A 20,124-nucleotide genomic window follows, 5' to 3' on the forward strand; every position below is an offset into this window, starting at 1 on the left:
AACTGAACTACCGCTCCGCAGCGGTTGCCAAGCAAAAGCTTTGGCGTCCCCTAGGGGATTCGAACCCCTGTACCCACCGTGAAAGGGTGGTGTCCTAGGCCTCTAGACGAAGGGGACAGGACTTACAACTTAATCGTCGTTTTGGTGGAGGTAAGCGGGATCGAACCGCTGACCTCTTGCATGCCATGCAAGCGCTCTCCCAGCTGAGCTATACCCCCAATTTTCTTTACTTTGTATTTTGACTGTGTCAAAACACCCAAGTATCGAAATAAGTGTCAGGCTTGACGAGGCTTGCCACTTCAAACTGCTAAAACCAGTACAAGACTGATTTTTAAAATCTTTTGGCGGAGCGGACGGGACTCGAACCCGCGACCCCCGGCGTGACAGGCCGGTATTCTAACCAACTGAACTACCGCTCCGCAGCGGTTGCCAAGCAAAAGCTTTGGCGTCCCCTAGGGGATTCGAACCCCTGTACCCACCGTGAAAGGGTGGTGTCCTAGGCCTCTAGACGAAGGGGACAGGACTTACAGCTAATCTTCGTTTTGGTGGAGGTAAGCGGGATCGAACCGCTGACCTCTTGCATGCCATGCAAGCGCTCTCCCAGCTGAGCTATACCCCCATTTCGGTGTTCTTTGTGTTGACCACCAACGAAGAATTGAGATTATGAAGATGTTTTTGCCTTTGTGCAAGTCTTTTGAAGAAAAAAAACAAAATAAAGTGAAAAAACTTTAGATGAAGCGGTTTGAGGGGGGGCAGAAAATGATGTCCCAGCCGGGGGAGGGGGGACAGGGGGGGGGCCTAGTCCTGGGAGGTTCTTGTATCTTTTTATTTGTTACAAAATTTTGTGCCTATTTGTGTCGTAGTATTTCATTTATGGGCTAATAAAAGAAAATGATTTCCTGTATTAGCATCGCTTTTTTGTTCCTTCAAAGGAACATTAAGCCGCTCCTTAGGCGCATAAATGAAGGGTTTATAGGAAATTTTCGCTGCTCTGTAATCTAATGATGTTATGCTTCGTTGAGTAACATTTCACCTGCAATAATTACGTTTTGTAGGTCGATCTCTTAGCCTGCATTTTCTTATTTAATGGCGCTATGTCAGCAAAGCAGTGCATATCATCACCTCTGCCAGTTCCAGTGGATGCACAAAGACGAATCAGTTTGAGTGCCTTGCTGATTTGGGTGCTGTTGGCCTGGTTGTTGTTGATCTCGGCAACGGTTACGGTCATTTACAAGCAGAATCAGGCACAGACGCGTCTGCAAGCCAGTAGCGGTCTCTTGCGCCAGCTCTCGGATATCAGCTATTCCGTCGCCTTGGCGGTACCGTCCAGTTCAACCCCCGCTCGCTTGCGTCAAGTGGATCAACAGTTCCAGGGGGTAGTGCATCTGCTCAGAGAAGGGGGCATGGTCGATGGCGTCATGCTGCTGCCGTTGGACAAACCCTTGCTGGGGCTGGTGTCACAGCTGACCAATGAATGGCAGCGGCGTTTGATGCGTCTGGACTTTCCGGTCAGCTCGGAACAGGTGCTCTTGCCGGCTGCCAGCCTGAATGCGGAAGACTCCCTGTTTCGCCATAATACCCAGCAATTGCTGGATGCCTTTGACGCCTCACGCGAAAGCACACTGGCTCAGCACCGCTGGACCGTGTTTTTCATGTTGAGTCTGGATTTGGTCGCTTTGTGCCTGTTTTACTTCATGTTGCGTGCCTGGGCTGCCGATCCCTTGCGACAGTTGATGACTCAAGGGCATGCCTTTACGAATGGTAATTATCGGGCCAAAAGTACCAGTTCCGGTACCAGCGAAACGCGCTATTTGTCGCAAATTTTGAATGCCTGCGGTTTGAAGATCCAACAGCTGGATGCACAGCTTTCTATTCAGCAACGTCATTTATCTCAGCTCAACGCCATATACCGTAGTTTGAGTCACAACCCTTTATTGGGGGTTTATATATCCCGCGATGGCCGCTTTGATTTCGTCAATAAAAAGCTTGCTGAAACATTGGGCTATAGCCGTTCACAATTGCGTCAGGAGTTCACGGTTGATCAAGTTTTTTTGTCACCTCGATTCCCGTCCCTGACACAAGTAGTGCCTGATTCGCGTTCTGGTGGTAGCAGTTTGCGTTATGAAACACGGGCATTGCGCTATGACGGCAAATCCATTGATGTAGAGATTTGTGCTATTCCCATCCAACTGGACGGACGTATGGCCGTGGTGGCGGTGGTGCAGGACATCACCACTCGGGTGCGCAATGAGGTGACAGGGCGCTTGGCCGCCGTAGTGTATGAGAACACCTGTGAAGCCATCGTGGTGACGGATCGTTTTGGTCATGTGGTCGATGCCAACCCGGCTTTCAGCCGCATTACGGGCTATGAGCTGGACGAAGTTCGTGGCCGTACCCTGTCTATTTTGAATTCCGGACGGCAGGACAACGAGTTCTATCGCAAGATGTGGCGCGAGATCTTAGAGACGGGGCGGTGGCAGGGTGATATCTGGAATCGTCGCAAGAATGGTGAGGACTTTGCCGAACGTTTGACTATCAGTACCGCCTGGAATCCGGATGGTACGGTGTATCGCCACATTGGCTTGTTCACCGACATTACCAGTCATAAAAAGCGTGAAGCGCAGATGTGGAAGCAAGCGCATTACGATCATTTGACGGGTTTGCCCAACCGTCAGATGTTCCAGGATCGTTTGCAGCAAGCTCGAGAACGCTCCCGCCGCACCGGTTTGCCCTTTGCGCTCATCTTTATGGATCTGGATTTTTTCAAGGATGTGAACGACTCCTTGGGGCACGAAAAGGGCGACGTACTTTTGCAGGAAGTGGCGCAGCGCTTGCAGCGCTGCGTGCGGGTAACGGATACCGTGGCCAGAATTGGCGGGGACGAGTTTACTGTCATCATCTCGGATATCAGTGATACTTCAATTGTGGAACGTACTTGTCGCTGTTTGCTGGATACGATTGAGGAGCCGTTTCAGTTGGACAATAACTCGGTATCCGTCTCTGCCAGCGTGGGCATTACTCTGTTTCCCGAGGATGGCGACGATGCTGGGCAGCTTTTGAAAAATGCGGATATGGCCATGTACGCCGCCAAGGCGTGTGGCCGCAATCAATACTGCCGCTTTTTGCCAGCCATGAGCGAAGCCGTGGAGGCGCGTCTTCGGTTCTCCCAGGATTTGCAAAACGCCTTGAGCGAGCAGCAGTTTCAGCTTTATTACCAACCCATTGTCGATTTGCGTACCGGGCGTGTCACGCGTGCCGAGGCCCTGATTCGCTGGGAGCACCCGCAACTGGGCTTGGTGCCACCGTCAGAGTTCATCCCCTTTTCCGAGGATTCCGGGCTGATTGTCCTGATCGGTGAGTGGGTGTTTGAGACGGCTGCTCAGGCCGCTGTTCAGCTACGACAAGAGTTGGACCCTGCCTTCAGAGTCAGTTTGAATGTATCGCCTGCACAATTCAAACTGAATGGCTCTTGTGCGCGCGAATGGGTGCAGTATTTGCAAGCCGAAGGTATCCCGGGCGATGCGCTGGTGGTAGAAATTACCGAGCGCTTGCTGTTGGACGATCAAGGGCAGGCTTTGCAACAACTAAGCTTCTTGCGTGAATACGGTATGAGTGTGGCGCTGGATGATTTTGGTACGGGATATTCGTCTCTGTCGCACCTGAAGCGGTTTTCTATCAATGTGCTCAAAATCGACCAGTGCTATATCCGCAATCTGGCATTGAGTAGCGAGGATCTGGTACTGACCCAGGCCATGATCGTCATGGCCCAAAAGCTGGGCTTGCATGTCGTGGCAGAAGGGGTGACCACTCAAGAGCAGTTGGATTTGTTGAACGGCGCGGGATGCGACTTCATGCAGGGCTATTTGTGTTCCGCACCTATCCCAGCCAATGAATTTGTGGACTGGTGTAAAGCCTGGAACCAAAGGCAGGCAGGCGGGTTCGTGGGGCGACTCAATATCACCGCCAATGCCCCCCAGACTTTGCAGTAGTAGAGGCGTTTCATGCTCAGTGGCAAGTCGCAACGCCTGCGAGGGCGTGTGTGCCGCTTAAGGTTGGTGGCGGCGAGACCGCCAGGCGAAAACAAGCAAAATCAGACCCGCCCAAATCAAAAAGGGAAAATTGCCGTACTTGACATAGGGCGTCAGGCCGGTGGTGCCTTGTACTTCCACATCCAGCACACCTGGGGTCAACGGTGGCAAGACTGCGCGAATACGGCCATAAGGATCAATGGCGGCTGTCATGCCGGTATTGGTCGCACGTAGCATGGGGCGGCCAGTTTCCAAAGCCCGCATGCGGGAGATTTGCAAATGTTGGCTCAAAGCCCAGGAATCGCCGAACCAACCCAGATTGCTGATGTTCAGCAGCAAAGTGGCACCTTCCTGATCAGGGCCGCCTTGGACAGCCCGGATGATCTCTTCGCCAAACACGTCTTCATAACAGATGTTGGGGGCCACTCGGCCCTCTGCCATTTTGAAGGGGGCTTGAGGTAAAGCGCCGCGATGGAAATCCCCCAGGGGGATGTTCATCATGTCCACAAACCATTGAAAGCCGGTGGGGATGAATTCACCAAAAGGCACCAGATGATGTTTGTCGTAGTAGCTGGCCGTGCTGTTGATGATGTCTTGGGGTTGAGTTTCGGGACTGATCAGCAAAGCGCTATTGGTATAGCTGAGCTTGCCGTTGACGGTGCCACGGTCCATGGGGACGCCCAGCACCAGATTGGCTTGATGTCGCTGTGCCAGTTCCGTCCAGCGCAGCCAGAAGCTGCTCTCTAAGCGGTTTTGCAAGATAGGGATGACGGTTTCAGGTAGAACGATCAGTCGCGGAGCGTCTTCGGGGGATTTGGCGGGCAAGTTCGCCAGCTCGTAGTAACGCTCTATGCCCTCGCTCATATCAGGGCCGAACTTGGCGCTTTGGTCGACATTGCCTTGCACCAGGCGGGCAATAAAGGGCGCGCCATGCGATTGGACCCAGGCAATATGCGGCAGGCTGATGCCGATCAGGCCGAAAATCATGGCGATACCAATGCCGATCGCGCTGGACGGGCTTTGGTTCTTGTCTTTGGACGCGGCAAATTGTGCAATCACAGCGGCACTGAAAGCCGACAACCAGGCCAGACCATATACACCCACAACGGGTGCCCAGCCGGTAAACATCCCTTCCGCGTGGGCGTAGCCGATATTGAGCCAAGGAAAACCAGTGAGTAAATTGCCGCGCAGCCATTCGCTGAGTGCCCAACAGCTTGCCCAGCCTGCGGACAATAGCAATCGTGGTAACCAGGAATCACTATCGTGCTTGGGTCGCAATCTTTGCCAGACCGCTGAAGCCAGGGCCGGAAAGAGGGCCAGGGCAGCGGCTAGCAATAGAACACCCAAAGCGGCCATCCAGGAAGGCATGCCACCATATTGGTGCATGCTGATGTATAGCCAGTAAATTCCTACACCAAAATGGCCAAGCCCAAACAAGTAGCTGCGTCCAAACGCTTGGCGCACCGACCTGGAGCCCATGATCTGTGAGCAGGCGATAGCCAGCAAGGTGATCTGGTAGAAGGGCAGAAGCCAGGATGGCAGCGGGCCAATGGAGAAGGACAGGGCGTGCAAGCCCCCCAGGACCAGCAATAAAGCGACGCTTAGCGCCTGGGGTAAGGGTTTGGAATCAGCTTTGTTCAAGATCGGGCTCGGCGGGTGTGGCTCGCTGAACGTGCAACCATAAGGCTCGCTTGGCGTCGGCGCGTACAACGGTGATGCTGATGCCATCGAGTTGGGCCACATCGCCCCGGCGAGGGATGTGCCCTAATTCGGATGCCAGCCAACCACCGACTGTATCGAAGTCGTCGTTAGGAAGCCTGGTATGGAATGCTTCGTTGAAATCGGGAATTTCAGTCAGTGCCATGACACGCCAACTGTCGGGGCCGGCCTGGAAGATAGTCTGCTCGGCGTCCTCATCGTATTCATCTTCGATGTCGCCCACAATCTGTTCCAGCACGTCTTCCATGGTGACCAGGCCTGCCGTACCGCCGTGCTCGTCAATCACGACGGCCAGATGGTTGCGGCTGCCACGGAACTCGTGCAGCAAGACGTTCAGGCGCTTGGTCTCGGGGATAAATACGGCAGGACGGATCAGCGGTCGCAAATCCAGCGTGGGATTGGCAATCGAGAGCAGCAAGTCCTTGGCCAGCAAAATACCGATGATGTTGTCGCGTTCTGTCTCGTAGATCGGAAAGCGACTGTGTCCCGTCTCAATAATGATGGGCAGCATCTCGGTCAACGGTTTGGCGATGTCCAGCATATCTATCTTGGATCGTGGCACCATGATATCGGCCACGGTTTTGTTGGCCATGTCCAACGTGCCGGCAATCATGGACAGCGATTCGTCGTCGATAACGTTGCGGGCGTGGGCCGCAACCAAGACAGACTTAAGGTCTTCTCGGTCTTCGGGTTCGTGACGCCGATTGAAAAAAGCACTTAAGCGAGAGATGGGATTGCTTGAGCTGGTCTTTGAAGGACGGGGCTCGGGGTCGGGAGCAGAGTCTGACATTGTCCGAAGGACGAGTTAAGGAATAATTAAGCATAACCGAAAAACGATGACAAGGTATGTACCTGTCATCATTCGGAATGCGCACAGGACGGTCAGTGTTGGGGCTGTTTTTTGATGGCTGACCGCGAGTCGCTGTACCCAGATGGTCTAGCGCTCTTCATAGGGATTGGGGATGTGAAAACTGGCCAGGATTGCAGTTTCCAGTGCTTCCATGTCTTTGGCCTCATCCTCTTCAAGGTGGTCGTAGCCCAGGGAGTGCAGACAGCCGTGCACGACCAGGTGGGCTGCGTGGTGCAGAAACGGTTTCTGCTGTTCCTGGGCTTCACGTTCCAGCACTGGCAGGCAAAGCACGATATCGCCGCTGACCACACCGTCTTCGTCCTGACCATATTCAAAAGTCAGCACATTGGTGGCGTAGTCGCGTTCCCGGTAACTGAGGTTCAGGCTTTGGCCTTCTTCGGTATCCACAATGCGCAAAGTGGCGCACAGGGCGGTGAAGCGATCCTCGGGGTGGATGCGTTCAACGGCCATGTCAATGGTGCGCTGCATCCAGCGGCGGATACGGGAGCGGCTTAGCTCGGGGCAATCAACAGCGTACTGGACGCTCAGGGACAGATCAGGCATCACCGGCTCGCTCGTAGGCGTCCACAATTCGCGCCACCAGGGGGTGACGCACCACATCGCGGCTGCTGAAACGCGAGCAGGAAATACCCTGCACGTTTTCCAGTACCTGGACGGCGTGATTCAAACCACTGCGCTGGCCTTTGGGCAAGTCCACCTGGGTGGGGTCGCCGGTAATTACGGCCTTGCTGCCAAAACCGATGCGGGTCAGGAACATTTTCATTTGTTCCGGTGTGGTGTTCTGGGCTTCGTCCAGAATCACAAAAGCGTGGTTCAGGGTGCGGCCGCGCATATAGGCCAGTGGTGCGATCTCGATGACTTGCTTCTCGAACAGACGCTGTACTTTTTCCACACCCATCAAGTCGTAGAGCGCGTCGTACAGTGGCCGCAGATAGGGGTCTACTTTTTGGGCCAGATCGCCGGGCAAAAACCCCAGACGCTCACCGGCTTCTACGGCGGGCCGTGTCAGCACTAGACGGTGGACGGCTTCGCGCTCCAGAGCATCAATGGCGCAGGCCACTGCCAGCCAGGTTTTTCCGGTACCGGCCGGACCGACGCCGAAGTTGATGTCGTTGCTTAGAATATTGCGCAGGTATTCGCGTTGGCCGGGTGTGCGAGGACGCAGGTCGCGCTTGGCGGTCCGCAGGGAAATTTCTTCCTGACCTACGGGGGGCAGCTCGGGCAGGGGCTCGGGTTTGTCCTCTTTTTCGTGGCTACGACTGGCACCCAGCTCGACCAGGCCCAATTGAATATCGTCGATATTCAGCGCACGGTGTACGGCACGCGAATGGAACCAGTCAATGGCCTTGGCGGCTTCGTCCGCGCGCTCGCCTTCAATCGAAACATGGCTGCCACGCCGACGCAAGGTGACCCCGTAGGCAATGGCAATTTGCTTGATGTTTTCGTCCAAAGGGCCACACAGATTGGCCAGATGGGTATTGTCTCCATCCAGACGCAAGGCAGTGGGCATGCGGCGGCGTTGGCTAGTCATCGATTAGGCTCCTGCAACCCGGTCATGGGTCACAATTTCTCCGCGCAGGGTGTTGGTCAGTACTTGGGTCACATGCACATCCACAATTTGTCCGATCAGGCGAGTATCGCCGGGGAAGTTGATGATGCGGTTGTTTTCGGTACGGCCTTTCAGTTCCGAGTCGTCTTTGCGCGAGGTGCCTTCGACCAGAATGCGTTGCACGCTGCCAATCATGGCCTGGCTGATGGCCTGTGCCTGCTCGTTGATTTGCGCTTGCAAGCGATGCAGGCGGTCCAGCTTTTCCTCTTTGGTGGTGGTGTCTTCCAGGTCAGCGGCAGGCGTACCGGGGCGACGGGAATATACAAAAGAGAAAGACTGGTCGAAATTCACATCGCGAATCAGCTTCAGTGTTTTCTGGAAATCTTCTTCAGTCTCACCGGGAAAGCCCACGATAAAGTCCGAGGACAAGACAATGTCTGGGCGGGCTTCGCGCAGGCGGCGCACGATGGATTTGAACTCCAGCGAAGTGTAGCCGCGTTTCATTGCAGCCAGAATACGGTCGCTGCCGGCCTGTACGGGCAAGTGCAGGAAGGGCACCAGTTTGGGCAGGTTGCCGTGCGCGGCGATCAGGCGCGAGGTCATTTCCTTGGGGTGCGAGGTGGTGTAACGAATGCGCTCGATACCGGGGATCTCGTGTACGTATTCCAGCAGCATGGCAAAGTCGGCAATCTCGCCCGCGACGTCGGTCGGGCCACGGTAGGCGTTCACATTCTGGCCCAGCAGTGTGACTTCACGCACACCCTGGTCGGCCAGATCGGCCACTTCCATCAGGACGTCGTCAAAGGGGCGGGAGACCTCGGGGCCACGAGTATAGGGCACCACGCAGAAGCTGCAGTATTTGCTGCAACCTTCCATGATGGACACAAAGGCCGAGTATCCCTCCACACGTGCTGGGGGCAGCGCATCGAATTTTTCGATTTCCGGAAAGCTGATGTCCACTTGCGAGCGGCCACTGTTGCGTCGCTTGACGATCAGCTCGGGCAGGCGGTGCAAGGTCTGTGGCCCGAACACCACGTCCACGTAGGGAGCACGGCGAATAATCGTGTCGCCTTCCTGACTGGCGACACAGCCACCCACACCAATCACCAGATCAGGGTTGAGCGCTTTCAGATGCTGAACCCGGCCCAGATCCGAGAACACCTTTTCTTGCGCTTTCTCGCGCACCGAACAGGTATTGAACAGGATGATGTCTGCTTCTTCGGGGTTGGTGGTTAACTCCACAGGGCGATCCTGATTCAGGATGTCGGCCATTTTTTCGGAGTCGTACTCGTTCATCTGACAGCCAAAGGTGCGGATGAAGAGCTTGCGGGCAGGCTTGGTGGCAGCGTCCGCGCTGGCGGGGGGAGAGATTGTGGTGTCGGTCATAGAAGGAGCCGTGACGGGTGTATATCCCGCGGGCCATTGAAAATGATGAATCGAGCATTATAACGCCCAGCTTCGCTTGAGCCACAAGCAAGCAGGGATTCCTGTGGTGGGACTTGTTGCAGACAAGCCGCCCTTTGGCTGGTGATAACTGGAAGCAGCCTTGCCAGGGCATCGAGTTGGATAAGGATTCTCGGCCAGGTTTTGCTTGCGTCCTGTTTTTGTGAAATATATGATTCGTATATGAATCATATAGGAATTGAGAAATGGGTATCGTGAATATTGATGACGAGCTGCACGATCAGTTACGCAAAGCGAGCACCGTTTCATGTCGCTCCATCAATGCGCAGGCCGCTTTCTGGATACGTATGGGACTGCTGTGCGAACTGAATCCGACCTTGAGCTTTAACGACATTGTTGCTCGTGAAATGAAGGCGGCCGGTTTGGGTGAGCCTGCTGTGCCGCTGGATCAGATGGAGTCAGCATGATCAAGACGGCGGATGAAATTGCCTTGATGGCCGAGTCAGGTCGTTTGTTGGCTCAAGTGTTCACGCACCTGGATCAGTTGGATCTGATTGGCATGAGTACCATGCAGATCAATGATCTGGTCGAGAGCTACATCGTTGAAGATCTGCAAGCCCGGCCCGCCAGCAAAGGGCAGTACGGTTATGCCTATGTTCTGAATGCCTCGCCTAATCAGGTGGTGTGCCACGGTATGCCGTCCACGGCGGATGTGCTCAAAGAGGGAGACATCGTGAACTTCGATATCACCCTGGAGAAGAACGACTTTATTGCGGATTCCAGCAAAACCTACATGGTGGGGCAGGTTGCTCCTGCTGCGCAAAAACTGGTCGATGCCTGCTATAGGGCGATGTGGAAGGGCATACAAGCCGTGCGTCCCGGTGCGACTTTGGGCGATGTAGGATTTGCCATCTCGCAGTACGCACGCAAGAATGGCTACTCCGTTGTGCGCGATTACTGCGGGCATGGCATCGGGCGAGAAATGCACGAAGCGCCCGAGGTCCTGCACTGGGGGACACCGCGGACAGGCTTGAGACTGAAAGAGGGCATGGTGTTCACCATTGAACCTATGCTGAATCAAGGCGGCCATGCGGTGCAAACCGGGAAAGATGGCTGGACCGTACGTACGTGCGATGGCTTGCTGTCGGCACAGTTTGAACACACGGTGGCTGTGACGGAAAGTGGTGTGCGCGTATTGACGTTGCGGCCGGATGAAACCATCCCGCATTAATTAAGTCGTCTGCGCTTATTTCGTTCCCCACACCGTCGGCTTGTCGTGCCTTATCCGATCCTTGCTGCTTGTGATCTGAAAATGACTGCGGCAAGTTCTATCAGCCTGATGGAAATGAGCTTCTCTGTAGACATTGTCGTGATCGCTACAGTAGTGAAGTTCCGCCATATTGCCATCGCAATATCGCTTGTTATATAGCCATCGTGCCGAAGTATTCCGAATATAGGGTGGCAGCAGTAAACCCCTTTTTGTTTTATTGAGGGCCGGAGCAGGTCGGCTTGGCGGGTTATTCGCCCGTGCTACGCATGGGTCCCCTTGTCAGAGGCCAGATGCGGGCGGGTCGTGAACTCGGAGCGCGGTTTGTCCCCCGGACAAACCGCAAGCGTGCTCCTCAAACAGCACGACCCTTGTACCCCGCATCCAGCCTCCGCCCGCGGCGAACAACCTGACTCGCCCGCCGACCTGCTCCGGCCCTCAATAAAACAAACGTCTGCCACCCTATTACCCGCAATCTAGCAGCTCCAGAAACAAAAAAGCCCGACATCACAACAATGTCGGGCTAGTCTTGAACAACGACTAAAGAAGCAACTTAACCTTCTACAACCTCGCCGCCTTCGTCTTTCTTGATTGGCTTGACCAGGTCCTCACGTTTCACGCCCAGCCACATGGAAATAGCGGCGGCCACGAACACGGAGGAGTAAATACCAAACCAGATACCGATGGTCAGCGCCAGCGAGAAGTTGTGCAGCGTGGGGCCACCGAAGAAGAAAATCGACAGCACCATCATCTGGGTAGAACCGTGGGTGATGATGGTACGCGAGATGTTCTGGGTAATGGACAGGTCAATAATCTCCGATACCGACATCTTGCGCTGCTTGCGGAAGTTTTCACGGATACGGTCCATCACCACAACGGATTCGTTCACCGAGTAACCCAGGACAGCCAGAACACCGGCCAGCACTGACAGTGAGAACTCCCATTGGAAGAACGCGAAAAAGCCCAGAATGATGACCACGTCGTGCAAGTTGGCAAGGGCACATGCCAAAGCCAGCTTCCACTCAAAGCGAAAACCCAGGTACAGCAAGATGCCTGCAACCACAAAGGCCAGGGCCATCAAGCCGTTATTTAACAACTCCTGCCCGACCTGAGGGCCGACGAACTCCACGCGGCGCAGCTCTACATCTGAGTGTTGCTGCTTCAGGGCCTGGAGCACTTGTTCGCTTTGCTGGGTCGAATCTTGTCCGTCCAGAACGGGCAAGCGGATCATGATGTCCTGCGACGTTCCAAAGTTCTGCACCTGAAAATCGGTATAGCCCAAAGACTGAACCGAGCGGCGCACATCCTCAACCTGTACAGTTTGCTGATAGTGCACTTCGATGACCGTACCACCGGTAAATTCGATGGACAGGTGAAAGCCGCGCAAGATAATGAAAACGACCGCTGCGATAAACGTCAGAAAACTGATCAGGTTCAGCACCAAAGCATGGCGCATGAACGGGATAGTGCGGTGAATACGAAAAAATTCCATGATGCTTTATGCCTGTAGTTGTGCCTGGCCGGTTTGCACCGGCCCCGGCGCTTTACTTCTTGTCCTGTGGCTTCCAGACCTGGCCGATAGAAATCCCTTGCAGGCGACGACGGTTGCCATACCAGAGATTGACCAGGGCACGGACCCCAACCACCGAAGAGAACATGGAGGTCAGAATGCCGATCACGTGTACCACCGCAAAACCACGGATGGGGCCCGAGCCAAAGGCCAGCAAAGCAACACCCACAATCAGACTGGTCAGGTTGGAGTCGAAAATAGTGGCCCAGGCACGATCAAAGCCCTGGTGAATGGCTTGTTGCGGTGAGGCGCCATTGCGTAATTCTTCGCGGATACGCTCGTTGATCAGCACGTTGGCGTCAATGGCCATACCCAGTGTCAAGGCAATGGCCGCAATACCGGGCAAGGTCAAAGTCGCTTGCAGCATGGACAGCACAGCCAGCAGCAAAAGCACGTTGAAGGTCAGGCCAATGGTGGAGAACAGGCCAATCAAGTGGTAATACAGCATGATGAAGATGGCAATTGCAATAAAGCCGTACAGCGTGGCGTTAAAGCCTTGGCGAATATTGTCGGCACCCAGGCTTGGGCCAATCGTGCGCTCTTCAATGATGCTCATGGGGGCGGCCAGCGAACCGGCACGCAACAGCAGGGAAATGTCGGCGGCCTCCTGAGCATTCATGCTGCCGCTGATCTGTACCTGGCCATTGGGAATTTCGCTGCGGATAACCGGAGCCGTCACCACTTCGCCCACACCGTTTTCAAACAGCACAATAGCCATGCGCTTGTTGATATTGTTGCGGGTAATGTCGCGAAAGATACGTGAGCCCTTGTTGTCCAGCGTCAGGTTGACGGTGGGCTGCTGGGTTTGCGAGTCGCGGCCAGGCTGGGCGTCCTGCAGGTTCTCACCGGTCAGGATGACCTGACGGCGCAGCAGCAAAGGAGCACCGCCACGTTCGGTGTAGCGCTCCAGGCCAAAGGGCACGGTGCCCGAGTTCAACGCGGCAACGGCAGCGGGGGAGTCTTCCACCATGCGCAGTTCCAGCGTGGCGGTACGGCCCAGAATTTCTTTGGCTTTCGCTACATCCTGTACCCCGGGCAACTGAACCACGATGCGGTCCGAACCCTGTTGTTGAATAACGGGTTCGGCCACGCCCAGCTCGTTGATGCGGTTGTGCAAGGTGGTGATGTTTTGTGTCAGCGCGTTGGTCTGCACCTGGATGGTGGCGGTTTCCGTCAAACGAGCGGTCAAGCCGCTATCGCCGGCAGGAATGAACTCCAGATCAGGCATGGCGCGGCGCATTTCGGACTGGGCGCGGTCGCGATTCTCAGCCGAGGCAAAGTCCATACGCAGGGACTGGCCATCGCGCTCGATGGTCCCGACAGGTACTTTGGCTTCGCGCAGCACGCTGCGGGCATCAGCCACCATGGAGTCGTAGCGGGCTTGCAGTGCGCCCTGCATATCGACTTGCAGCAGAAAGTGAACGCCGCCGCGCAAGTCCAGACCCAGGTGCATGGGATGCGCGCCCAATGCGGTCAGCCAGGCAGGCGACGCGGACACCAGGTTCAGAGCGACGGTGTAGTCGGGAGCGGTCGCTGTGGAGTCCTTGTTCAGCTCGCGCTCGATCAGATCTTTGGCTTTGAGCTGAACATCGGTGGACTCAAAACGGAAACGCGCGGTGGCGTTGGGTCCGTTTTGCTCAAAATACGAGCCCGTCGTAGGAATATTGTTTTGCTTGAGCAGCTCTTCAACATGGCTGATCAGGCTGGTTTCAAGCCGGACCGTGGATTTGGCGCTGGAAACCTGGACAGCAGGAGACTCACCAAACAGATTGGGCAAGGTATAGATCAGGCCGATCGCCAGCGCGACCAAGACGATGACATATTTCCAGAGGGGATAACGATTCATGGGATATCTACGACGGGTGCAGAAATGGCAACCCCGGACCGAGGTCCGGGGTCGGAGGCATTACAGCGACTTGATGGTGCCTTTAGGCAGAACAGTCGTAACGGCCACGCGTTGGACCAGAACTTCAACAGGCTTGTCGGTCAGGTTGGCCACTTCAACGGTCAGGTAGTTGTCGTGAACTTTGCTGACTTTGCCCAGCAAACCGCCGGAGGTGATGACTTCGTCGCCTTTGGCCAGGTTGGACACCAGATTGCGGTGCTCTTTCTGACGCTTCATTTGAGGGCGAATCATCAAGAAGTACAGCACAACGAACATCAAGATGATGGGCAGCATGCCCATCAAGGCATTTTCGCCGCCGGCAGCTGCCTGGGCGGGGATGAGAGTCAGAATGTCAACAGCGGACATGTGGGGCTCCTGAGGATTTTTTTGTGTGGGTTGTCAAAAACTAACGGTGTATTGTAGCGGCACTTTATTGCGGTATCACAAACCGCGTGTCATTCAATGCCGCGTGCTCGATCCTGGTGGAATTGCTCGCGCCAGGCCGCAAAACGCTTTTGCTCAATGGCATCACGCATCTCTTGCATGATCTGCAGATAGAAATGCAGGTTGTGCAAGGTATTCAAACGCGAGCCGGTAATTTCATTGGAACGCTGCAAATGATGCAAGTAGCCCCGTGAGAAATGCTGACACGTATGGCAAGTGCAGCTTGGGTCCAGCGGGCGTGTGTCGTCACGGTAGCGGGCATTGCGAATTTTGATGTCGCCGTAGCGCGTAAAAAGCCAGCCATTGCGGGCGTTGCGGGTGGGCATCACGCAGTCAAACATGTCCACACCCTGGCTGACCCCTTCCACCAGATCTTCAGGTGTGCCTACTCCCATGAGATAGCGGGGGGCGTTGGTGGGCAGTTTGGGTGTGGTGTGCGCCAGAATGCGCATCATGTCTTCTTTGGGCTCGCCTACGGACAGGCCACCAATGGCGTAGCCTTCAAAGCCGATGTCGGTCAGACCCGCCAGGGATTCGTCGCGCAAATCTTCGTACATGCCGCCTTGCACAATACCAAACAGGGCATTGGGGTTGGTCAGACGCTTGAATTCCTCGCGCGAACGACGCGCCCAGCGCAGAGACATACGCATGGATTTGGCCGCTTCATCATGCGTAGCGGGGCGATCATCAATCAGGTAGGGAGTGCACTCGTCGAACACCATGGAAATGTCGGAGTTCAAGGAGTACTGGATTTGCATGGACACTTCAGGTGTCAGAAACAGGCGCTCGCCGGTGATGGGGGAGGCAAACTTCACCCCTTCCTCGGTAATTTTACGCATGCCTTTCAGGCTGAACACCTGAAAACCGCCCGAATCCGTCAGGATGGGCTTGTCCCACTGCATGAAGTTATGCAGGCCCTGGTACTTGTCCATGACTTCCGTGCCTGGACGCAGCCACAGGTGAAAGGTGTTACCCAAAATGATCTGCGAGCCAATCTCGTTCAACTCGTGCGGCATCATGGCCTTGACGCTGCCATACGTGCCTACCGGCATGAAGATGGGGGTCTGCACCACACCGTGGTTCAGGGTGATCTGGCCACGGCGAGCGCCGCCATCGGTGCTTAAAAGGTCAAACTTCAGTCCACTCATGGGGTAGGGGGCTCAATGAACATAGCATCGCCGTAACTAAAGAAGCGATACCGGGATTGGACGGCGTGCTGGTAGGCACGTTGTATGGGTTCGATCCCCGCCAGAGCCGATACCAGCATCAGCAAGGTGGACTGGGGCAAATGAAAGTTGGTGATCAGCGCATCTACCCACTGGTACTGGAAGCCGGGGGTAATAAAGAGACGCGTGTCGCCTTCAATGCTGCCATCGGCGCAGCGCTGGTTCATGCCGGGCTCTTTGCTGGCGGCAGATTCCAGCGAACGCACGCTGGTGGTGCCCACGGCAATGACGCGGCCACCAGCAGCGCGGGTGGCTTCAATCTTGGTCAGGGTGGCGGCGGGGACGTGGTAGCGTTCGGCGTGCATGACGTGCTCGCTGATATTGTCCACGCGCACAGGCTGGAACGTGCCTGCACCCACGTGCAAGGTCACAAAGGCCTGGTCCACGCCTTGCTCGCGCAAGGTGGCCAGCATGTCGTCGGTAAAGTGCAGGCCCGCTGTGGGGGCGGCTACGGCACCGGGGTGACGGGCGTAGACAGTCTGGTAGCGCGAGTCGTCCTGTTCATCGGCCGCGTGGGTAATGTAGGGCGGCAGAGGTGTTGCGCCGTACTGCTCCAGCATGTCCAGCACAGGCTCGTGAAAGCGCAGGGCAAACAAGGCGTCTTCCCGTCCGGTGCAGTCGGCCAGTACGCGGCCTTCGGCTAGTTCCAGCAAGGTGCCGGGTTTGGGGGATTTGCTGGCGCGGATATGGGCCAGGGCCGTATCAGGGCCGGTCACGCGCTCGATCAGCACTTCCACCTTGCCGCCGCTGCTTTTTTGGCCGTGCAGGCGGGCCTTGATGACGCGCGTGTCGTTAAAGACCAGCAGGTCACCCTTGCGCAGCAGGCTGGGCAGGTCGGTGAATTGGCGGTCATGCAATTGGCTGGCACTGTCCAGATGCAGCAAACGGCTGCCCTGGCGCTGGGCCGGCGGGCTTTGAGCGATCAGATCAGGGGGAAGCTCGTAGTCGAACTGGGCGATAGTTAAAGAGGGGTCGATGCTCATGGTTTGTCGTAAAGGGCCGTGGGCCAAAAGACCGGGCCTGGTGGGGTAACCGACTATTTTAACGCTTTGCCGCCAGATTGCTGAAACGGCCATATCCGTGGTGTTTTTCTTTCGGTATGCTTGGATCTTTCCTGAATTGATCTGTTGGAGACGAGGGCATGGGCGTTTTAAAGGCAAAGCCTGTTTTGAGTCGTTGCAAGCATGTGGCTTTGGCCACCTTGCTCATGGTGCAAGGCGCATCGCTAGCCCTGGCCCAGGCCTTGCCGCCCGAGCTGGCTTCGGTCTGGAATGCCAGCCGTTTGCCACAATCGTCCCTGTCCATCGTGGTGGACGAGGCTGATGGCCCGCGTCTGATTGGCGTCAACGCCCAAGAGCCGCGTAACCCTGCCTCGGTGATGAAACTGGTCAGCACCTGGGCTGGTTTGTCCGCTCTGGGGCCAGAATACACGTGGCGCACGACCTTGATGGCCCAGGATGGCCTGCAAGTGGACGAGCAAGGCACGCTGAAAGGGCCTTTGTATATCAAGGCCGGGGGCGATCCGTTTTTGACCGTGCCGCAGTTGTGGGACATGTTGCGCGAGCTCCGCTTGCGTGGGGTGAAGAATCTGACCGACGTTATTGTGGATCGTTCCATCTTCGGTAACGTCACCATCAATCCGGGCGACTTCGATAATGCGGGTGACCGTCCCTATAACGCCAGCCCGGACGCCATGATGGTAGGGCTGGGGGCGTCCCGCCTGGTGTTCCAACCCGATACCCAGGCGCGCAAATGGATTGCGATTATTGACCCGCCCCTGCCGGGTGTGCGCGTTCAGGGTGAAGTCGAGTGGTCGACGGCCACCTGCCCTGGTTCGCCTGTAGTTGGAACCCAGATTCAGCCTGAAGCCGGTGGCATGGTGGTGCGTGTCAGTGGCAAGGCCGCTGCTTCTTGCGGTGAGTTCAGCGTGTACCGACTGGTGCATTCCCAAACCGAATTTTTCGACAAACTGTTTCGTAGCCTGTGGCGCGATCTGGGCGGCACCTTGGCCCGCGATATCAAGACAGGCCGCGTGCCTGCCCGTGCCCAGGCGATTACCTGGCATGATTCGCGGTCATTGTCTGATTTGATTCGCCTTGTTAATAAGCAAAGCAATAACGTGATGGCTCGGACCATTTTGCTGACCGTGGGCGCTGAGATGAGCGGTCCGGGTGCGACCGTCGCCAGTGGTGAACGGGCAGTCATGGGAGTATTAGGCCGTCAGGGTGTCAACACGGCTGGCTGGACGGTAGACAATGGCTCCGGTCTGTCGCGTAATGGACGCGTTACGGCGGGCGGGATGGCCGACATGCTGAAGGTTGCCTGGCGCTCGAACTGGATGCCCGAGTACATTTCCTCCTTCGCGATTTCCGGTGTGGATGGCACGGTGCGTTCGCGCTTGCGCGATGACGAGGTTCAGGGCCGTGCTCACCTGAAAACCGGCACACTGCGCGATAGTCGTGCGCTGGCTGGTTACGTGCTGGGAGCCAGTGGAAAGCGGTATATTGTTGTCATGATGGTCAATGACGAACGTTCTGCCGCTGCCCGGCCCTTTTTTGACTCGGTGGTGAAGTGGTTGGCAGTGCGTTAACGATCACGATAGTGCGGGCTGCTGTGCAGCAGCCCCGTTTTTAGTTAGTCCCTAATTTGATGAAGCAATCATGCCCATACACGAAATACGCCACCCTTTGATCCGCCATAAACTGGGTTTGATGCGCAAGGCAGATCTGAGCACAAAAAATTTCCGCGAAATGTCCCAGGAAATTGCTTCTTTGCTGACCTACGAGGCTTGCAAGGATTTGCCCTTGGAACCCACCACCATTGAAGGCTGGTGTGGCAATGTGGAAGTGGAAAAGCTGGCTGGTAAGAAAGTGACGGTTGTTCCCATCTTGCGCGCCGGTATTGGCATGTTGGACGGGGTGTTGAGCTTGATTCCCGGCGCCAAGGTCAGCGTGATCGGTATCGCCCGAAATGAAGAAACCTTTGAGGCCCAGACCTATCTGGAACGGTTGGTCGGTGAGCTGGACCAGCGTCTGGCCCTGATTATCGACCCCATGTTGGCCACCGGCGGCTCTATGGTTGCCACGATCGATCTGCTGAAAAAAGCGGGTTGCAAGAATATTCGTGCCCTGGTGCTGGTGGCGGCCCCTGAAGGCATCGCCACTCTTGAAAAACACCATCCTGACGTGCATATTTATACCGCGTCCATTGATAAGCATTTGGACGAACACGGTTATATCGTGCCGGGCCTGGGCGATGCGGGCGACCGTATTTTTGGTACGCGTCAGAAGGTTCAGGACGGCGAGGTGTAATTCCGGAACTTGTTGTGCTTTTTTACAATCCCTTGCCAGCATGGCAGGGGGGATAGGCATAATAAAGCGTTAAGTCTACGTTTCACTGAATCCAGAATGCATATGAAACTGAATGCTTGGATGGCTGCTCCTCTGTTGCTTACCTTGGGCCTGGGTTCGGCCCAGGCCGGCTTGTGTGACGTCCCCTTTATGCGTGACGGCGGGCAGGTGCAGCTGACTGGCTCGGGTTTTCTGGCCTTGGGCGCTGATCTGGCGTTTTCTGATGTGAAAAAGCAGGGCGGCGATCAGTGCCAGGCTCGCGTACAGGGCAAGGCCAGCGTGGCCTTGGCGGGTTTGCCTGCCAGCAAGCCTAATATTGACTATGTCATGACCGTGCGCGATGGTCGCACCCGTTTCCAACGTGATGATGGCCGGGGTGGTCTGCAAGCCGTTCAAGGCTCGTTCGACCTGCGTTTGCTGGGGCTGTTCTCTTACGAACATGGTGGTCTGCAAGACGGACAGACTTTCCCCCGTCAGAGCTATCAGATCAATCTGGACAAGCGTAGCCAGGCCAATGTTCTGCGCATCCATACTGGTGCCAAGACGGTCGGCTCCCAACAATCCATACAGACTGCATTGGGCAATTACCAGTGCTGGCCTATCCGCTATCAACGCGAGATTGAGCCTACCCAGGCCAGTTTCAGTGGCATCAGCCTGCCTATTCCGGGAATCAATTCACAGGTTACCGATTGGTATTGTCCGGAGGTGCAGATGGTCATGAAGCAAGAAAGTATTCAGAACGGTGTACCGTCTACGGTAGAGGTAACCCAACTGAAGTAAGCTTGTGATGAATATCTCACAGGTTCACCGA

General features: G+C 55.7%; 16 protein-coding genes and 5 tRNA genes. 6 read left to right on the plus strand and 15 right to left on the minus strand.

Going from position 1 to position 20,124, the window contains the following annotated elements:
* Window positions 1–41: 41 nt before the first annotated feature.
* The 5 genes from AB7E06_RS00005 to AB7E06_RS00025 all read right to left on the minus strand — a co-directional run bounded on the left by AB7E06_RS00005 (window position 42) and on the right by AB7E06_RS00025 (window position 619).
* Window positions 42–117: transfer RNA gene (locus AB7E06_RS00005), tRNA-Glu, on the minus strand.
* Between the two features lie 25 nt (window positions 118–142).
* Window positions 143–218, minus strand: a tRNA-Ala gene (locus AB7E06_RS00010).
* A gap of 124 nt (window positions 219–342) precedes the next feature.
* A tRNA-Asp gene (locus tag AB7E06_RS00015) sits at window positions 343–419 on the minus strand.
* A 24-nt stretch (window positions 420–443) separates the two neighbouring features.
* Window positions 444–519, minus strand: a tRNA-Glu gene (locus AB7E06_RS00020).
* 24 nt (window positions 520–543) lie between these two features.
* Window positions 544–619: transfer RNA gene (locus AB7E06_RS00025), tRNA-Ala, on the minus strand.
* 541 nt (window positions 620–1,160) lie between these two features.
* Between AB7E06_RS00025 and AB7E06_RS00030 the strand changes: the two genes are divergently transcribed.
* Complete coding sequence (locus AB7E06_RS00030; RefSeq protein ID WP_094195676.1) at window positions 1,161–3,989, plus strand: EAL domain-containing protein; 2,829 nt, start codon at window positions 1,161–1,163, stop codon at window positions 3,987–3,989.
* A gap of 57 nt (window positions 3,990–4,046) precedes the next feature.
* Here the strand turns inward: AB7E06_RS00030 and lnt are convergent, their stop codons facing one another.
* The 5 genes from lnt to miaB all read right to left on the minus strand — a co-directional run bounded on the left by lnt (window position 4,047) and on the right by miaB (window position 9,553).
* Window positions 4,047–5,669 (minus strand): apolipoprotein N-acyltransferase, encoded by a 1,623-nt coding sequence (gene lnt, locus AB7E06_RS00035; RefSeq protein WP_427954622.1) that lies wholly within the window; start codon window positions 5,667–5,669, stop codon window positions 4,047–4,049.
* Window positions 5,656–6,537, minus strand: coding sequence for an HlyC/CorC family transporter (locus tag AB7E06_RS00040; RefSeq protein WP_094195678.1), 882 nt, complete (start codon window positions 6,535–6,537; stop codon window positions 5,656–5,658). Before AB7E06_RS00040 ends, lnt begins: the two co-directional genes overlap by 14 nt.
* 147 nt (window positions 6,538–6,684) lie before the next feature.
* A complete protein-coding gene (gene ybeY / locus AB7E06_RS00045) occupies window positions 6,685–7,161 on the minus strand; it encodes an rRNA maturation RNase YbeY (RefSeq protein WP_427954624.1) in 477 nt (158 codons plus the stop codon).
* Window positions 7,154–8,149: a PhoH family protein gene (locus AB7E06_RS00050; protein WP_125277061.1), complete on the minus strand. Its 996-nt coding sequence runs from the start codon at window positions 8,147–8,149 to the stop codon at window positions 7,154–7,156. Before AB7E06_RS00050 ends, ybeY begins: the two co-directional genes overlap by 8 nt.
* Window positions 8,150–8,152: 3 nt before the next feature.
* Window positions 8,153–9,553, minus strand: a complete 1,401-nt coding sequence (gene miaB, locus AB7E06_RS00055; protein ID WP_094195681.1) for a tRNA (N6-isopentenyl adenosine(37)-C2)-methylthiotransferase MiaB — start codon at window positions 9,551–9,553, stop codon at window positions 8,153–8,155.
* Between the two features lie 263 nt (window positions 9,554–9,816).
* On the opposite strand from miaB, the gene AB7E06_RS00060 reads away from it, so the two are divergent.
* Together AB7E06_RS00060 and map are read left to right on the plus strand one after the other, a co-directional pair.
* The gene (locus AB7E06_RS00060; RefSeq protein ID WP_094195682.1) at window positions 9,817–10,038 is read left to right on the plus strand and encodes a ParD-like family protein; all 222 of its coding nucleotides are present in this window, start codon (window positions 9,817–9,819) and stop codon (window positions 10,036–10,038) included.
* On the plus strand, window positions 10,035–10,802 hold the full coding sequence (map, locus tag AB7E06_RS00065; RefSeq protein WP_406611756.1) for a type I methionyl aminopeptidase: 768 nt from the start codon (window positions 10,035–10,037) through the stop codon (window positions 10,800–10,802). Before AB7E06_RS00060 ends, map begins: the two co-directional genes overlap by 4 nt.
* A gap of 589 nt (window positions 10,803–11,391) precedes the next feature.
* Here the strand turns inward: map and secF are convergent.
* The 5 genes from secF to queA all read right to left on the minus strand — a co-directional run bounded on the left by secF (window position 11,392) and on the right by queA (window position 16,946).
* Window positions 11,392–12,330, minus strand: coding sequence for a protein translocase subunit SecF (gene secF / locus AB7E06_RS00070; RefSeq protein WP_108728069.1), 939 nt, complete (start codon window positions 12,328–12,330; stop codon window positions 11,392–11,394).
* Window positions 12,331–12,382: 52 nt separating this feature from the next.
* Window positions 12,383–14,254 (minus strand): protein translocase subunit SecD, encoded by a 1,872-nt coding sequence (gene secD / locus AB7E06_RS00075; RefSeq protein WP_094195685.1) that lies wholly within the window; start codon window positions 14,252–14,254, stop codon window positions 12,383–12,385.
* A 60-nt stretch (window positions 14,255–14,314) separates the two neighbouring features.
* Window positions 14,315–14,659 carry a preprotein translocase subunit YajC gene (gene yajC, locus AB7E06_RS00080; protein ID WP_003803689.1) on the minus strand — a complete coding sequence of 115 codons (345 nt, stop codon included), beginning with the start codon at window positions 14,657–14,659 and terminating at the stop codon, window positions 14,315–14,317.
* An 89-nt stretch (window positions 14,660–14,748) separates the two neighbouring features.
* Window positions 14,749–15,885 carry a tRNA guanosine(34) transglycosylase Tgt gene (gene tgt / locus AB7E06_RS00085; RefSeq protein WP_094195686.1) on the minus strand — a complete coding sequence of 379 codons (1,137 nt, stop codon included), beginning with the start codon at window positions 15,883–15,885 and terminating at the stop codon, window positions 14,749–14,751.
* Window positions 15,882–16,946 carry a tRNA preQ1(34) S-adenosylmethionine ribosyltransferase-isomerase QueA gene (gene queA, locus AB7E06_RS00090; protein WP_094195687.1) on the minus strand — a complete coding sequence of 355 codons (1,065 nt, stop codon included), beginning with the start codon at window positions 16,944–16,946 and terminating at the stop codon, window positions 15,882–15,884. Before queA ends, tgt begins: the two co-directional genes overlap by 4 nt.
* Window positions 16,947–17,104: 158 nt before the next feature.
* Between queA and dacB the strand changes: the two genes are divergently transcribed.
* The 3 genes from dacB to AB7E06_RS00105 all read left to right on the plus strand — a co-directional run bounded on the left by dacB (window position 17,105) and on the right by AB7E06_RS00105 (window position 20,093).
* A complete protein-coding gene (gene dacB / locus AB7E06_RS00095; RefSeq protein ID WP_094195688.1) occupies window positions 17,105–18,553 on the plus strand; it encodes a D-alanyl-D-alanine carboxypeptidase/D-alanyl-D-alanine endopeptidase in 1,449 nt (482 codons plus the stop codon).
* A gap of 70 nt (window positions 18,554–18,623) precedes the next feature.
* On the plus strand, window positions 18,624–19,274 hold the full coding sequence (gene upp / locus AB7E06_RS00100) for a uracil phosphoribosyltransferase (protein WP_094195689.1): 651 nt from the start codon (window positions 18,624–18,626) through the stop codon (window positions 19,272–19,274).
* A 102-nt stretch (window positions 19,275–19,376) separates the two neighbouring features.
* Window positions 19,377–20,093 carry a hypothetical protein gene (locus AB7E06_RS00105; protein WP_094198257.1) on the plus strand — a complete coding sequence of 239 codons (717 nt, stop codon included), beginning with the start codon at window positions 19,377–19,379 and terminating at the stop codon, window positions 20,091–20,093.
* Window positions 20,094–20,124 lie beyond the last annotated feature (31 nt).

The sequence above is a fragment of the Alcaligenes sp. genome, assembly GCF_050255915.1.
GTDB classification, from domain to species: domain Bacteria; phylum Pseudomonadota; class Gammaproteobacteria; order Burkholderiales; family Burkholderiaceae_B; genus Alcaligenes; species Alcaligenes aquatilis.